Source organism: Methylibium sp. T29-B (assembly GCF_000576225.1).
Classification (GTDB): Bacteria; Pseudomonadota; Gammaproteobacteria; order Burkholderiales; family Burkholderiaceae_C; genus Methylibium; species Methylibium petroleiphilum.
In genome coordinates this window covers 1-15,128 of sequence record NZ_AZSN01000092.1, presented here as the reverse complement: position 1 = coordinate 15,128, position 15,128 = coordinate 1, and the positions used below count along the sequence as shown (strand labels likewise).

14 protein-coding genes, 2 pseudogenes and 1 riboswitch are annotated in these 15,128 nt (G+C 71.3%); of the genes and pseudogenes, 8 read left to right on the top strand and 8 right to left on the bottom strand.

What is annotated here, in order from left to right; translation table 11 throughout:
- The coding region (locus Y694_RS14360; protein ID WP_036233590.1) for a DUF2917 domain-containing protein at positions 1-194 on the top strand (194 nt) is incomplete at its 5' end.
- A gap of 22 nt (positions 195-216) precedes the next feature.
- On the opposite strand, the gene Y694_RS14355 is transcribed toward Y694_RS14360, so the two are convergent.
- Complete coding sequence (locus Y694_RS14355; protein ID WP_036233588.1) at positions 217-615, bottom strand: TfoX/Sxy family protein; 399 nt, start codon at positions 613-615, stop codon at positions 217-219.
- A 101-nt stretch (positions 616-716) separates the two neighbouring features.
- On the opposite strand from Y694_RS14355, the pseudogene Y694_RS14350 reads away from it, so the two are divergent.
- Positions 717-1,329, top strand: a pseudogene (locus Y694_RS14350) (5-formyltetrahydrofolate cyclo-ligase).
- A gap of 12 nt (positions 1,330-1,341) precedes the next feature.
- Here the strand turns inward: Y694_RS14350 and Y694_RS14345 are convergent.
- Positions 1,342-1,932, bottom strand: a complete 591-nt coding sequence (locus tag Y694_RS14345) for an OmpW family protein (RefSeq protein WP_036233585.1) — start codon at positions 1,930-1,932, stop codon at positions 1,342-1,344.
- A 199-nt stretch (positions 1,933-2,131) separates the two neighbouring features.
- Between Y694_RS14345 and Y694_RS14340 the strand changes: the two genes are divergently transcribed.
- Positions 2,132-2,962 (top strand): polyphosphate kinase 2 family protein, encoded by an 831-nt coding sequence (locus tag Y694_RS14340; protein ID WP_036233583.1) that lies wholly within the window; start codon positions 2,132-2,134, stop codon positions 2,960-2,962.
- Positions 2,963-2,978: 16 nt separating this feature from the next.
- Here the strand turns inward: Y694_RS14340 and metF are convergent, their stop codons facing one another.
- From metF to Y694_RS14315, 5 genes are all read right to left on the bottom strand, one after another.
- Complete coding sequence (gene metF / locus Y694_RS14335) at positions 2,979-3,839, bottom strand: methylenetetrahydrofolate reductase [NAD(P)H] (RefSeq protein WP_036233580.1); 861 nt, start codon at positions 3,837-3,839, stop codon at positions 2,979-2,981.
- Positions 3,836-4,618 carry a TlyA family RNA methyltransferase gene (locus Y694_RS14330; protein WP_036233577.1) on the bottom strand — a complete coding sequence of 261 codons (783 nt, stop codon included), beginning with the start codon at positions 4,616-4,618 and terminating at the stop codon, positions 3,836-3,838. Before Y694_RS14330 ends, metF begins: the two co-directional genes overlap by 4 nt.
- A 97-nt stretch (positions 4,619-4,715) precedes the next feature.
- Positions 4,716-6,149 carry an adenosylhomocysteinase gene (gene ahcY / locus Y694_RS14325; protein WP_036233574.1) on the bottom strand — a complete coding sequence of 478 codons (1,434 nt, stop codon included), beginning with the start codon at positions 6,147-6,149 and terminating at the stop codon, positions 4,716-4,718.
- A 71-nt stretch (positions 6,150-6,220) separates the two neighbouring features.
- A riboswitch (S-adenosyl-L-homocysteine riboswitch) is annotated at positions 6,221-6,298 on the bottom strand.
- Positions 6,299-6,365: 67 nt separating this feature from the next.
- Positions 6,366-6,959 (bottom strand): glutathione S-transferase family protein, encoded by a 594-nt coding sequence (locus Y694_RS14320; protein WP_036233572.1) that lies wholly within the window; start codon positions 6,957-6,959, stop codon positions 6,366-6,368.
- Positions 6,956-7,429 (bottom strand): VOC family protein, encoded by a 474-nt coding sequence (locus Y694_RS14315; RefSeq protein ID WP_036233569.1) that lies wholly within the window; start codon positions 7,427-7,429, stop codon positions 6,956-6,958. The genes Y694_RS14320 and Y694_RS14315 overlap by 4 nt, the downstream gene beginning before the upstream one ends.
- A gap of 216 nt (positions 7,430-7,645) precedes the next feature.
- On the opposite strand from Y694_RS14315, the gene Y694_RS14310 reads away from it, so the two are divergent.
- The 3 genes and pseudogenes from Y694_RS14310 to Y694_RS26525 form a co-directional block, all read left to right on the top strand.
- Positions 7,646-8,443, top strand: coding sequence for a LysR substrate-binding domain-containing protein (locus tag Y694_RS14310; protein WP_231497700.1), 798 nt, complete (start codon positions 7,646-7,648; stop codon positions 8,441-8,443).
- A 165-nt stretch (positions 8,444-8,608) separates the two neighbouring features.
- Positions 8,609-10,252, top strand: a complete 1,644-nt coding sequence (locus Y694_RS14305) for a peptide chain release factor 3 (protein ID WP_011830858.1) — start codon at positions 8,609-8,611, stop codon at positions 10,250-10,252.
- An 82-nt stretch (positions 10,253-10,334) separates the two neighbouring features.
- Positions 10,335-11,360, top strand: a pseudogene (locus Y694_RS26525) (FAD-dependent monooxygenase); the annotation flags it as partial.
- A gap of 434 nt (positions 11,361-11,794) precedes the next feature.
- Here the strand turns inward: Y694_RS26525 and Y694_RS23525 are convergent.
- Positions 11,795-12,943 (bottom strand): helix-turn-helix domain-containing protein, encoded by a 1,149-nt coding sequence (locus Y694_RS23525; RefSeq protein WP_081782250.1) that lies wholly within the window; start codon positions 12,941-12,943, stop codon positions 11,795-11,797.
- Between the two features lie 105 nt (positions 12,944-13,048).
- On the opposite strand from Y694_RS23525, the gene Y694_RS14295 reads away from it, so the two are divergent.
- Both Y694_RS14295 and Y694_RS14290 read left to right on the top strand, forming a co-directional pair.
- Entirely contained in the window at positions 13,049-14,068 is a 1,020-nt protein-coding gene (locus tag Y694_RS14295) for a MoxR family ATPase (protein ID WP_036233563.1), read from the top strand.
- A gap of 26 nt (positions 14,069-14,094) precedes the next feature.
- Complete coding sequence (locus tag Y694_RS14290; RefSeq protein WP_011830853.1) at positions 14,095-14,979, top strand: DUF58 domain-containing protein; 885 nt, start codon at positions 14,095-14,097, stop codon at positions 14,977-14,979.
- Positions 14,980-15,128 lie beyond the last annotated feature (149 nt).

Sequence of the window (15,128 nt, the reverse complement as noted above, 5' to 3'; positions counted from 1 at the left end):
GCGCGCACACCCGCTGGCTGCGGCTGCGCGAAGGCCGGCTCTGGGTGACCGCCGAGGGCCGTCTCGGCGGGCAGATCCCGGAAGACTGGTGGCTCGCGGCCGGCCAGAGCCTGCGCCTGCCGGCCGGCACCGAGGTGCTGGCCGAGGGTTGGTCGGTGGCCAGTTTCGAGGTGCTGGAAGAGCCGGCGGCCTGAGGCATCCGGCGACCGCGTCGGCCTACCGGGCCGGCTTGCGGCGGCGTGGTGCGGCGGCGGGCTTGCGGACCCGCGCCGCCTGGGCGCGCAACGCCGCCTCCAGCGCCAGCCGGGCCCAGGGTCGCAGCGCATCGGGTGACTCGGTCGCCTCGTCGGGCGGCGTCCAGTAGCTCATGGTGGCGGTCCGCACCACGCCGGCGCGCGAACTTTCGTAGACGAAGGCCCGCCCGCCGGCGTCTCGCCACTGCGGCAACGTCTGCGCGTCGGTCTTGAGGTAGAGCTGGTCGGCGGCGATCAGACCGATCATCAGCCCGTCGAGGTAGAGGCCGTGGCCACCGAACATGCGCTTCGCATGCGCCGGTCCCACGGATGACAGCAACTCGACGCAGTGCGCAGCAAATTCGTCGCGGGGTGGGGCCATTGCCACAGTGTAGGCAGCGACCTTGGGGCGCAGGCCATCCTGCGGGGCAAAATCCGGGCTGCCTCGATGACACGCCACGCCAGCCCGCCACGGACCCGCCCATGACCCTGCCCTACGACCCGATGAGCCGGCCGGACAAGGCGCAACTGCGTCGCATGCTGCAGGCCGAGCGGCAGAGCCTGACCGATCGCCTGGAGCGTGCCGAACAGCTGCAGGGCGTGCTGCGGGTGTGGCTCACGCAGCGCGAGGACGTGACGGTCGGCGCATACTGGGCCATCAAGGGCGAGTTCGATCCCCTGCCGTCGCTGCACCGCTGGACCGAGGGTGCCGGACACGGTACCGGCGAGGGCCCGCCGCGCCGGATCGGCCTGCCGGTGATGAACCGCCAGACCAAGCAGCTGCGCTTCCACCAGTGGTACCCCGGCTGCCCGATGGAGGAGGATGCCTACGACATCCCCCAAGCCCAAGGGCACCGACCTCGTGATGCCGACGCTGTTGCTGGTGCCCTGCGTCGGCTTCGGCCCGAAGGGCCTGCGGCTCGGCTACGGCGGCGGCTTCTACGACCGCACGCTGGCGGCCCTGGAGCCGCGGCCGTTCACGGTCGGCATCGGCTACCGGCACGGCTACATCGACTGGCTCGAGGGCGAGCCGCACGACATCCCGCTCGACGCCATGCTCACCGAGGACGGCGTCGCCTGGTCGCGCGAAGACTGATCGCGCGCCGCCTCAGAAGCGCCAGCCGAGCCCGACGCCGAACAGCACCGGGTCGACCTTGAAGGTCCCCGCCTTCACCCCCGCAGCCGACACGTCGGTGCGGATCTGCACCTTCTTTACATCCAGGTTCAGCACCAGCCGGTCGCCGAGCGGCACGTCCACGCCGGCACCCACCGACAGGCCCACGCTGTTCTTCTCGATGCTGAACGGCGCCGGCAAGTCGACCGACGAGAAGCGCGTGTAGTTGATGCCCGCGCCGAGGTAGGGCTGGACCGCCGCGCCGGGCAGGAAGTGGTACTGCAGCGACAGCGTCGGCGGCAGGTGCTTGAGGCTGCCGATGCGCGTGCCGGAGGCACTCACGTCCTGCTTCTGCGGATAGGTCAGCACCAGTTCGGCGGCCCAGTTCGGCGTGAAGAAGTAGCTGATGTCGAGTTCGGGGAAGGTCTTGCTGTCGATGGCCAGGCCGACGCCGGTGCTGTCCTTGTTGGCCGGGTCGAGGTGCAGCGCGCGCACGCGCACCAGCCAGTCGCCGCCGGTCGGTGCGGCGGCCGCGGCGCCACCGAGGGCGGCGAGGGCGAGGGCGGCGAGGGTCTTCTTCTTCATGATGAGCTTCACTCCGGAATGCACGGGGAGCTTCCCGCCCGTGCATTGCAGTGCGTGGCGGGACGCCGCGGCTTGCGTTGGCTCAAGCGCGCGGGCGCGCAGCGTTGAAGCCGCTGCGGCTTTCTGAGGCAGATCAACCCGACGCGTCGCGGTGTGCACGCGGCGCTACAGTCGCCGCACCGCCTTCCCAGGAGTCGCGATGGCCCGCTCGACCGCCTACCTGAAGACCTACCGCGTCGGCCGCAAGCTGCGGCTCAAGGACATCGACCCCGGTGCGCGGCCGGCCGCCAGCAGCAGCCGCGAGGCCGACGATGCGCGGCTCGCCGAACTGGCGATCGAGATCGACCGCCTGCAGGACCTGCTCTACGCCAACGGCAGTGCCGGCCGACCGCCCAAGCTGCTGCTGGTGCTGCAGGGCATGGACACCTCGGGCAAGGACGGCACCGCGCGCTCGGTGTTCCGCCAGTGCAGCCCGCTCGGCGTGCGCGTGGCGGCCTTCAAGGCGCCCACCGAGGTGGAGCGCGCGCACGACTTCCTGTGGCGCGTGCATGCGGTGGTGCCGCGCGCCGGCGAGGTGGTGGTGTTCAACCGCAGCCATTACGAAGACGTGCTGGTGCCCTTCGTCGAAGGCTGGATCGACGCCGCCGAGCGCCAACGCCGGCTGGCCCACATCAACGCCTTCGAGCGCCTGCTGCACGACAGCGGCACGACCCTCGTCAAGTGCTTCCTGCACATCTCGAAGGACGAGCAGCGCGAACGGCTGCAGGCGCGTCTGGACGACCCCGCCAAGCGCTGGAAATTCCAGGTCGGCGACCTCGAGACGCGCTCGAAGTGGAGGGCCTACCTGGCCGCCTACGAAACCGCGCTGGCGGCCACCTCGACCGCCTGCGCGCCCTGGCACGTGGTGCCGGCCGACAGCAAGAGCAACCGCAACCTGATGATCGCGACGCTGGTCGCGCAGGCGCTGGCGGGCATGAAGCTCAAGCCGCCGAAGCCCGACTTCGACCCGGCGGCAGTGCGCGTGGTCTGAGCGCGCCGCGCGCGTTTCAGCCGCGCGCCGACGCGAGCCGGCGGCAGACCTCCAGCGTCAGCGCCGACTGGTTGAGCGTGTAGAAGTGGATGGCCGGGGCACCGCCGGCGATCAGCCGCTCGCACAGCCGCGACACCACCTCGATGCCGAAGGCGCGGATCGACGCGGCGTCGTCCATGTAGCCCTCCATCTTCAGGGCCACCCAGCGCGGGATCTCGATGCCGTCGCGCATCGCGAACTGCGCGATGCGCGCGTAGTTGTGGAACGGCATGATGCCCGGCACGATCGGCGCGTCGACACCCAGCGCGCGCACCTCGTCGAGGAAATGGAAGTAGGCGTCGGGGTTGTAGAAGAACTGCGTGATCGCCGCGTCGGCGCCGGCCTTCATCTTGTTGGCGAAGTGCTGCAGGTCGCGCCGCGCGTAGCGCTGCTGCGGGTGGTACTCGGGGTAGGCGGCCACCTCGATGCGCAGGTCGGTGCCCTGGGTCTCGCGCACGAAGGCGATCAGCTCGTTCGCGTAGCGGAACTCGCCGGCCGTCGCGGTGCCGCTCGGCAGGTCGCCGCGCAGCGCGACCAGGCGCCGGATGTTCTGCGCGCGGTAGGAGGCCAGGATCTCGGCGATGCCGGCGCGCGTCGAGCCGACGCACGACAGGTGCGGCGCCGCCTCGAAACCCAGTGCGGCGATGTCGCGCACCGTCGACAGCGTGCGGTCCCGCGTCGAGCCGCCGGCACCGTAGGTCACGCTGAAGAACTCGGGGGCCGCGCTGCCCAGCTCGCGCACCACGGTCTTCAGCTTCTCGCTGCCGGCCTCGGTGTTGGGCGGGAAGAACTCGAAGCTCACCGGCACCGGCAGCTTCAGGGAAGGTGTGTCGCTCATGTGTCTGACTCCAGCCGCCGGCCCGCAGGCACGGCACAGATGAAAAATTCGCGGTTCCCGTCGCCGCCGGCGACCACGCTGTCCAGCCACGCCGTCACGTCCAGGCCCAGTTCGCCGCAGGTGGCCCGCAGCTTGCGCTGCACCTCGGCGTAGGAGGCGGCGCTCTTCACCAGGCCGCCCTTGCCGATGTCCTTGGGCTGCAGCTCGAACTGCGGCTTGACCAGCGCGAGCAGGTGGCCGTCGGCCGCGAGCAGCGGCACCAGTGCCGGCAGCACGGTGGTCAGCGGGATGAAGCTCAGGTCGGCGACGACCAGGCCGAAGCCGCCGGCCGGCATGGCCGTGCCCAGCGCCTCGCGCGTCAGGCCGCGGGCGTTGATGCCTTCGAGGACGGTGACCTGCGCATGCCCGCGCAGCGAGGGATGCAGCTGGCCGCGACCGACATCGACGCCCACCACGTGCGCCGCGCCGTGCGCCAGCAGCACCTCGGTGAAGCCGCCGGTGCTCTGGCCGACGTCGAGCGCGGTCACGCCGGTCACCGCCAGGCCGCACTGCGCCAGCGCGCCGTCGAGCTTGAGCCCGGCGCGCGACACCCAGCGCAGTTCGGCGTCGTCGGTGATGCGCAGCTCGGTGGCCTCCGGCAGGTCCTCGCCGGATTTGCGCAGCCGCACCCAGTCGACCGCCGCGCGCCGCTCGACCGCGCCACGGTCGATCAACCGCTGCGCCGCCGAACGCGTCGGCGCAAGCCCACGCTGGACAATCAACTGATCAACTCTTGGCATGAGATAGAACCGAGTGGACGCCGCGGGTCCGGCTCCGCCGGCCCGCCAGCGTCGCCCCTTTCGAGGGGGAGCGGCGCAGCCGCAACGGGGGTGGGTGTCAATACCGATAGGTGTCGGCCTTGTACGGACCGGACTTGCTGACACCGATGTACGCAGCCTGCTCGTCAGTCAGCTCGGTCAGCATCGCGCCGACCTTCTTCAGGTGCAGGCGCGCCACCTTCTCGTCCAGGTGCTTGGGCAGCACGTAGACCTTGCCGGCCTGGTAGTCGGCGCTCTTCGTGAAGAGCTCGATCTGCGCGATGGTCTGGTTGGCGAACGACGAGCTCATCACGAAGCTCGGGTGTCCGGTGGCGCAGCCCAGGTTCACGAGGCGGCCCTTGGCCAGCAGCGTGATCTTCTTGCCGTCCGGGAAGACGACGTGGTCGACCTGCGGCTTGATCTCGTCCCACTTCAGCTTCTCGAGCGAGGCGACGTCGATCTCGTTATCGAAGTGGCCGATGTTGCAGACGATGGCCTCGTCCTTCATCGCCGCCATGTGCTCGTAGCGGATCACGTTCTTGTTGCCGGTGGCGCTGACGAAGATGTCGGCCTTGTCGGCGGCGTACTCCATCGTCACGACCTTGTAGCCTTCCATCGCGGCCTGCAGTGCGTTGATCGGGTCGATCTCGGTCACCCACACCTGGGCGCTCAGCGCGCGCAGCGCCTGCGCCGAGCCCTTGCCCACGTCGCCGTAGCCGGCCACGCAGGCGACCTTGCCGGCGATCATCACGTCGGTCGCGCGCTTGATGCTGTCGACCAGCGACTCGCGGCAGCCGTACAGGTTGTCGAACTTGCTCTTGGTCACCGAGTCGTTGACGTTGATTGCGCGGAACAGCAGCGTGCCCTTCGCGCTCATCTCGTTCAGGCGGTGCACGCCGGTGGTGGTTTCCTCGGTCACGCCGATGATCTGGGCGCTCTTGCGCGTGTACCAGGTCGGGTCCTGCGCCAGCTTGGCCTTGATCGCGGCGAACAGGCAGGTCTCCTCTTCGCTGGTGGGCTTGGAAATCACCGACGGGTCCTTCTCGGCCTTCTGGCCCAGGTGCATCAGCAGCGTCGCGTCGCCGCCGTCGTCGAGGATCATGTTTGGGCCTTCGCCGTCCGTTCCCTTGGCGCCGAAGTCGAAGATGCGGTGGGTGTAGTCCCAGTAGTCCGTGAGCGTCTCGCCCTTGTAGGCGAACACCGGCGTGCCGGCCGCCACCAGCGCGGCGGCGGCGTGGTCCTGCGTGGAGAAGATGTTGCACGAGGCCCAGCGCACCTGCGCGCCCAGCGCCTGCAGCGTTTCCACCAGCACCGCGGTCTGGATCGTCATGTGCAACGAGCCGGTGATGCGCGCACCCTTCAGAGGCTGGCTTGCGGCGAATTCCTGGCGGATCGCCATCAGGCCGGGCATCTCGGTCTCGGCGATCTTGATTTCCTTGCGACCCCAGTCGGCGAGCGACAGGTCGGCAACGTGGTGATCGTGGGTGGGGGTGGGCTTGAGGACGGCGCTCATGGACGGGTCTCCGTGATTCAGGAAACCGCAGGACGCCGCAGGAGAGGGTGTGCTCACCGGCGGCGGGGGCCTGCGGGTGAGCGCCGTTGCATCGGGGGATGACTTTCGAGCCTGGCTCCCGGGCGGGAGTTGCAACGCTCCTCGAAAGTGGGCGGATTCTAGCCGGTCTGCCCGCCATCCCCGGTTCGCGGCAGGGTCTCGGGCCGGCCGCCGTGCTCAGGTGCCCGGCATCGCCCGGTAGCCCGGCAGGGCGCGGACGCGCTCGATCCAGCGCGCGATGTGCCGGTACGGCGCGAGGTCGATCCCGCCCTCCGGCGCCAGCGCGACGTACGGGTACATCGCGCAGTCGGCGATGGTCGGTCGGCCGATCGCCAGCCAGGCGTGGTCGGCCAGGTGGGCATCGAGCAGCGGCAGGATGCGGGCCGCCCGGGCCAGCGTGTCGGCCTTGTCGAGCGTGTAGCCGAAGCGGTCGACCAGCCGCGCCGACGCGGGGCCGTTCTGGATCTCGTTGGCCGCGGTCGACAGCCACTGCACGATCTCGGCCTGCAGCGGCGCCTCGGCCGGCCACCAGGCGGCGCCGCCGTAGCTGCCCGCCAGGTGCACCAGGATCGCCTGCGAGTCGCGCAGCACCCGCTCGCCATCGACCAGAATCGGCAGCTCGCCCCAGGGGTTGAGGTCGGTCAGCGGCGGCCGCTTGTGCGCGCCGCCGAGGAAGTCGACCGGCACGATCTCCAGGTCGATGCCCGCCAGCGCCGCGAACAGCCGCACCTTGTAGCAGTTGCCGGACAGTTCCAGGTCGTAGAGCTTCATGCCGTGTCTCCTTGGGGGATCAGTTGGTCGAATTCGAGGACGTTGCCGTCCGGGTCGCGGATGAACAGCGCGATCCGGCGGGGGCCGAGCCGCCGCGGCCCTTCGGTGATCGCGATGCCCTGCCGCTGCAGCCAGTCCTGCAGCGCGGCCAGGTCGTCGACCACGAAGGCCGGGTGGGTGATGCCGGGCAGCTTGACCGGCTCGTCGAGCAGCGCGTTGCGTGCGCCCGGCCGGCGCGCCGCGTTGAAGATCAGGTTGATGCGCACGCCGTCGGCGCTCTCCATCTCGTTGGCCTCGTGGCCCGGGAAGCGGGCGCGCTCGACGAAGCCCAGCGCTTCGTAGAAGGCCAGCGCGCGTCGGCGGTCGCTGACGCGGATGCCGACGTGGTCGTAAGCGACGAGGCGGACCGGCGCGTGCGACGCTTCGGCCGGTGCGGCGCGGGGCGGGGAGACGGCGGCGGCGAGGCTCATCGGGGCGGACGGCGAGGGGCGGGCGATGAGCGTCAGTGTCGGCAGCCGACCGTGCCGCGCCAATGCCGTCGCGCTGACAACACCATTGCGCCCGGCGCACAGACGAAAGGCGGGCGATGGACCGGCTGAAGCCATGGCGACCTTCGTGCGCATCGTCGAGGCCGGCAGCCTGAGCGCCGCCGCCGAGGCGCGGGCCAGTCGCCCGCGGCGGCGGTCGTGCGCGCGCTGGCGGCGCTGGAGCGGCACCTCGGCGTGCGCCTGCTGAACCGCAACACGCGGCGCCTGGCGCTGACCGACGAGGGCGCGGAGTTCCTGGCCTGGAGCCGCCGCATCCTGGCCGAGTTCGACGCGGTCGAGCACGGCTTCGACGCGCGCCGCCACAGCCCCGGCGGCCTGCTGCGGCTGACCGCGCCGGTCGAGTTCGGGCGGCGCCACGTCGCCCCGCTGGTGAACGCCTTCCTCGCCGCCCATCCCGCGATGCGCATCGAGCTGACGCTGGCCGACCGCGTGGCCGACCTGCTGGACGAGGGCCTGGACCTCGCGCTGCGCATCGGCCGCCTGCCCGACTCCTCGATGGTCGCGGTGCCGTTGGGCCGCACGCGACTGGTGGTCTGCGCTAGCCCCGCCTACCTGCGCGAGGCCGGGCCGGTCGCGCACCCGTCGGCGCTGCGCGGGCTGGCCTGCATCGCCTTCGCGCCGCACGGGCGCCACTGGCACTTCCAGGACCGGGGCGCGCCGCTCACGCAGACCGTCTCGGCCCGGCTGGTGGCCAACCAGGTGCGGGCCGCCAGCCTGGCCTGCACGCAGGGCCTCGGCATCGCCCGGTTGCTGCACTATCAGGTCGCCGACGAGCTGGCCGACGGGCGGCTGCTGCGCCTGCTGCCGGCCTTCGAGCCGCCCGACCTGCCGATCCAGCTCGTCTACCCGCACGCGCGCCTGCTGTCGCCGCGGGTGCGCCAGTTCATCGACTGGGCCGCGCCGCGCCTCGCGGCGGCGATCCCCGACCCGTCCTGAGCCGACCCCGGCGCAAGCCCTCCCAGGGCGCGACAAGGCCCTCCACCTAAAATCGCGCCTCGCGCCGGGCGGACCCCGGTGCTGGAAAGAGGCCACGGCCCGCCGCGCGCAGCGCCGCCGGGACCCTGCGGTCGTGGCCGCGCACCTGCCGAGATTGGGAAAGTGATGTCGAACGTTCAGATCGCCGATGAAGTCCAGCGCAGGCGCACCTTCGCGATCATTTCCCACCCCGATGCCGGCAAGACCACGCTGACCGAGAAGCTGCTGCTGTTCTCGGGCGCGATCCATATCGCCGGCTCGGTGAAGGCACGCAAGGCCAGCCGCCATGCCACCTCCGACTGGATGGAGATCGAGAAGCAGCGCGGCATCTCGGTCGCCAGCTCGGTGATGCAGATGCTCTACCGCGACTGCGTGATCAACCTGCTCGACACCCCGGGCCACAAGGACTTCTCCGAAGACACCTACCGCGTGCTGACCGCGGTGGATGCCGCGCTGATGGTGATCGACGCGGCCAACGGTGTCGAGCCGCAGACCCGGCGGCTGATCGAGGTCTGCCGCCAGCGCGACACGCCCATCCTCACCTTCGTCAACAAGATGGACCGCGAAGGCAAGGAGCCGCTGGAGCTGCTCGACGAGATCGAGCAGGAGCTCGGCATGCCCTGCGTGCCGATGACCTGGCCGGTAGGCCAGGGCAAGGCCTTCGGCGGCATCGTCGACCTGCGCAAGCAGCAGATGCGTCTCTTCAAGGCCGGGGCCGACAAGCGCAGCGACGAGGGCGACGAGGTGGTGCCGCTGTCGCAGGCCGACACGCTGCGCGCCCGCTTCGGGCACGACTATGCGCTGGCCGAGCAGAACATCGAACTGCTGACCGCCGCCGCACCGGCCTTCGACGAGGCGGCCTTCGTGGCAGCGAAGCAGACGCCGGTGTTCTTCGGTTCCGGCGTCAACAACTTCGGCGTGCAGGAGGTGCTGGACGCGCTGGTCGACCTGGCGCCGCCGCCGGCCTCGCGCCACGTGACGCGGGCCGACGGCAGCGAGCACGAGGTGCCGCCGCAGTCGGCCGGGTTCTCCGGCGTGGTATTCAAGGTACAGGCCAACATGGACCCGTCGCACCGCGACCGCATCGCCTTCGTGCGCGTCAACTCCGGGCGCTACACCTCGGGCATGAAGCTGCGCGTGCAGCGCACCGCCAAGGAGCTGAGGCCCACCTCGGTGGTCACGTTCCTGTCGCAGCGGCGCGAGGCGGTCGAGGAGGCCTACGCGGGCGACATCATCGGCTTCACCACCCACGGTGGCGTGCAGCTCGGCGACACCATCACCGACAGCGAGGCGCCGGCGAGTTTCGGCACCTACACCGGCCTGCCGTTCTTCGCGCCCGAGCTGTTCCAGACCGTCGAGCTGGCCAACCCGATGAAGAGCAAGCAGCTGCAGCAGGGCCTGCTGCAGCTCGGCGAGGAGGGCGCGATCCAGGTGTTCCGGCCCACGGTCGGCGGCTCGATGCTGCTGGGCGCGGTCGGCCAGCTGCAGTTCGAGGTGGTGCAGCACCGCCTGAAGGCCGAGTACAGCGTGGATGTGCGCCTCACCGGCAGCCGCTTCCACGGCGCGCGCTGGGTGACCTGCGACGACGACGCGGCGATGCGCAAGTTCACCGACGAGGCCGCCAGCAAGCTCGCACTCGACGCGGCCGACACGCTGGCCTACCTGATGACCTCGCCCTACGACCTGCGCCTCACGCAGGACCGCCATCCCAAGGTGGTGTTCCACCCGCTGCGCGAGCACGCCGGCCTGGCGCTGCAGCAGGCCGCCTGAGCGGCCGTCCGCGGCGGCGGCGCGCGCGGGCTGGACGGCCCGGGCTGCCTCGTTGCAAGATGCGCGCACGGAGGGCTGCGCCATGTCCCACACGCCGGTGCTCATCGTCGGGGCAGGCCCCACGGGCCTGATGCTCGCCTGCCAGCTGGCCCGTCACGGGGTCGAGTTCCGCATCGTCGACGGCAAGGCCGGCCCGACCCGCGAATCGCGCGCCCTCGGCGTGCAGGCCCGCACGCTGGAGCTGTTCGACGCGATGGGCATCGCCGCCGAGGCCGTGGCGCAGGGCCGGGCCACCTTCGCGGGCAATATCTATGTCGGGCGCCGGCGCGTGCAGCGCATTCCGCTCGGCGACATCGGCCAGGCGGTGACGCCGTTTCCCTACCTGCTGATCCTCGAGCAGAGCCGCAACGAGGCGCTGCTCTACCAGACCCTGCGCGCCGCGGGCCGCGACGTGGAGTGGCAGACCTCGCTCGCCGACCTGCGCAACGAAGACGCGACCGGTGCCGTCGCCACGCTGCGCCACGCCGACGGCCGCAGCGAGACGCTGCACTGCGACTGGCTGGTCGGCTGCGACGGCGCCCGCAGCCCGGTGCGCGAGCAGCTCGGCCTGCCGTTCTCCGGCGGCACCTACGAGAACGCCTTCTACGTGGCCGACACCCGCGTCGACTGGGCGCTGCCGCACGGCGAGCTCACGGTCTGCCTGTCGAGCGAGACCTTCGTGGTGTTCTTCCCGATGCCCGGCGAGCAGCGCTACCGCGTCATCGGCACGCTGCCGCGCGACGCCGGCGGCGACGCGCCCGTGCTGCGCTTCGAGGACATCGAGGCGGCGGTGCGCGCGCAGATGGACATCGAGGTGCGCTTCGGCGAGACCGCCTGGTTCTCGTCCTACCGTGTGCACCACCGTTGCGTGGAGCGCCTGCGGGCCGGGCACTGCTTCGTCGCCGGCGATGCCGCGCACGTGCACAGCCCGGTCGGCGCGCAGGGCATGAACACCGGCCTGCAGGACGTGTGCAACCTGGCCTGGAAGCTGGCATTGGTGGTGCAGGGCCGTGCGCGCGACGACCTGCTCGACAGCTACCACGCCGAGCGCTGGCCGGTCGCGCAGCAGCTCCTGAAGACGACCGACAGCGCCTTCCAGTTCATCATCAGTCCCAACCCGCTGGTGCGGGCCTTCAGGCTGCACGTCTTCCCGCGCATCGCGGCGCGCGTGATGGCCCGGCCGGCGGTGCGCAAGCGCCTGTTCCGGGTGATCTCGCAGACCGGCATTCATTACCGAGGCAGCCGCCTGTCGCAAAGCCCGGGCGTCACGCCGGCGGCTGCGGCGATGACGGTGCGCGCCGGCGATCGCCTGCCGTATGCCGAGATCGCCGCGCCACTGGCGGACCCGTCGGCATCGGTCTACGCCTGGCTGGCGGCGCCGGGCTTTCACGTGTTGCTGCTGCAGCGCGAGCGAGAGGGCCTGGAGGCGCGCGCTTCCACCTGGGCCGCCCAGCTGGAAAGGGCCTGCCCCGGCTGGTTCCATGTGCACGCCGTCGCGTCCGGTCAGGGTGCCGATGCGCTGTTCGACGCGCTCGGCGTCACCGGGCGCGCGATGGTGCTGGTGCGCCCCGACCAGTACATCGCTTGCGTCGACGACCGGTTCGAGTCACCGGTGCTCGAGGCCTGGCTCGAGCGCACGCTCGGCCTGCGCATCGCCTGAGCCGGCGCGCGCGCGTCAGTCGCGTGGTCCGGCCGCGGGCACCGTGGCGGCCGACTTGCGGTACTCGCGCGGCGAGGCGCCGTAGCGCTGCTGGAGCTGCGGCTGAAATGCGCCGCATCGCTGAAGCCATGGCTGTAGGCGATCTGCGTCAGCGTGTGACGCGCCGCGCGCGGGTCGATCAGGGCGCGTTCGCAGGCGGCCAGGCGCTGGGCCCAGATCCAGCGTTCCAGCGTGCTGCCCTCGGAGCGGAACAGCTGGTGCAGGTAGCTGGTCGACAGCCCCAGCGCCGCGGCGATGCCCGGCACCGACAGCTGCGGATCACCCAGGTGGGCGACCACATGGGCCTTGATGCGCGCCAGCAGCGTGCGGCGCGAATGCGGCGTCGCTGCACGGCTGTCGGCGTCGCCGCGCAGGCCGCCGCCGACGGCGCCCAGCAAGGCCTCGGCCAGCGCCGGACGCGACAGGCGCGTGCCACGGCAGGCTTCGCGGACCTGGTGGATCAGCCGTCGTGCGGAGCTGCTGGCCGCCGAGATGGCCTGCGCCGTCTGCGCATCGCAATCGGGCGCACGCGCCATCAGCGTGGCGCAGGGGATGCGCAGCACGGCCTGCTGGTAGTCCTCTTCGAGCAGCAGTTCGTAGGGGCGCCGGGTGTCGTAGATCGCGAACTGCCCTGGCGCCAGCCGCGTCTCGCGGCCGCCCTGCGCGATCCAGCACGAACCCTCGAGCTGCACGCTGACCAGGAAGAAGTCCTCGTGCGCGCGGGCCACCTGGCGCTGCGAGCGGGTGATGTGCTTGAAGCCGTGGCCGACCGAGGTGATGCGCGTCACCGACAGTTCGGCGAGGTCGCGGTGCAGCATCGAGGCGACGAAGCGGTCCGGGTCCTGCACCTTGAAGCGGGATTCGACGAAGCGGTCCGAGGCAGCCTCCGTCCAGCGCGCGACGCGCTGGCCCGGCGGCAGGTGGAGGGTGGAGAACGCACGGTCGTGGCCCATCGGCGGCTGATCCTTCAGTGGGAACCCTAGGGTGCACTCTCAGGCAAGACCGCCGGCCGCCGCCGAGACACCCTGCGGCATTGTGTTGGCAACCGGCGCGGGCAAATGAGTTCAGCAGAACAGCTTCAGGACTGGCGATCGATCGCGCAGCGGGTCGAGGCCGAGGTCGCCCGCGCGGTGATCGGCCAGCCGCAGACGATCCGGCTGATCAACGTGGCGACCTTCGCACGCGGCCACGTGCTGCTCGAGGGTGACGTCGGCGTCGGCAAGACCACGGTGCTGCGGGCGTTCTCGCGCGCCATCGGTGGCGACTTCGAGCGCGTCGAGGGCACCGTCGACCTGATGCCCGGCGACCTGATCTATCACACCTATGTCGACGCCGAGGGCAAGCCGCGCATCGATCCGGGCCCGCTGCTGCGCCACGGCGAGGGCCTCACCACCTTCTTCTTCAACGAGATCAACCGCGCCCGCCCGCAGGTGCAGTCGCTGCTGCTGCGCGCGATGGCCGAGCGCACCGTGTCGGCCTTCAACCGCGAGTACCGCTTTCCGCACATGACGGTGTTCGCCGACCGCAACAAGGTCGAGAAGGAAGAGACCTTCGAACTCGCATCGGCGGCGCGCGACCGCTTCATGTTCGAGCTCAACATGAGCAAGCCCACCGACCGCGGCATCCGCCGCGCGCTGGTGTTCGACACCGCGTTCCACGACGCCGACCGGCTGATCGAGCAGGTCCCCGCGGCGCTGCTGCCGGCCGACCGGCTCAACGAGATCGGCACGCTGATCCAGTCCAGCGTGCGCAGCAGCGAGACCATCGAGCGCTACGTGCTCGACCTGTGGGAGGCCAGCGAGGACCCGCTGCGCTTCGGCGTGCACCTCGAGGGTGTGGACATGAAGCGCCTGATCCTCGCCGGCGCCAGCCCGCGCGGCATGAGCGCGCTGATGCGCGCCGCGCGCGTGGTGGCGTGGCTGGCGGGCCGCGACCACCTGCTGCCCGACGACGTGCACGCGGTGCTGCCGTCGGTGCTGGGCCACCGGGTGTTCTTCACGCCGATCTACGAGCTGCGGCGCGCCGAGCTGGCGCCGGCGCTGGTCGAGAAGATCATGGACCGCGTGGCTGCCCCCTGAACCGAGAGCGCCGACCGCCGCCGCCGATGAGCCCGACGCACGACGAATTCCACTACCGCCTGCCACTGCGCTACGGCGGTCAGCGCCCCGGTGCGCATCGAGGCTCCAGCCTCGGCTCGGGGCAGGGTTTCGCCGCGCACCGGCGGCTGTTCGACCACCCCGACCCGCGCCGCATTGACCTGCGCGCCAGCCTGCGCGACGTGGGCCAGGAGTGGCTGGTGCGCATCCAGCGCCAGCGCGTCGCGGTGCCGGTGCACGTGGTGGTCGATGTGTCGGCATCGATGCACTTCGGCGCGCTGCGCAGCAAGCTGCAGGTGGCCGCCGACTTCGTCGAGGCGCTCGGCCCCAGCGCCTTCCGCGTCGGCGACGCGGTGGGCCTGCTGGCGTTCGACCACGAGGAGCGCGAAGACCTGTTCATGCCGCCGCGCCACAGCCGAGGCGCCGGCATCGCGATGGCCGAGGCGCTGCGCCGCTGCCGCTCCGAGAACGCCTGGCAGCACGACACCGTGCGCCACAACGGCGCGGCGGCGCTGCAGCGCGTGGCGACGCGCCTGTCGGGCCGCCAGGGGCTGGTGTTCCTGGTGTCCGACTTCCACTGGGATCTCGGCGGGCTCGACGCGGTGCTCGACCTGCTGGCGCCGGCCTGCGTGGTGCCGATGATCGTCTGGGACCCGGCCGAGACCGAGCCGCCGCCGGCGCGTGCGCTGGTCGCTGTCAGCGACGCGGAGACCGGCGTGCGGCGCAGCCTGTGGATGCGCGAGCCGCTGCGCGCGCAGTGGCGCGACGCGGTGGCCGCGCGGCGCGACGCGCTGCATGCGCTGTTCGACGCGCACGGCATGGCGCCCTTCCACCTGCATGGCGGCTTCGATGCCGAGGCGATGACGCGCTACTTCCTGGAGACGGTGGCATGAAGCGCGGCCCGAGCGTTCGGGTCGGGCGTGCGGCTCGGCCGTGGCGGCGGCAGGTGGCGGTGCTTGTGCTGGCCCTGGGCAGCATGGCTTTGCCGTGGCGAGCCGCTGCGGGCGGCGGAGCCGGAGCCAGCGAACCCGGTGAGGCGGCC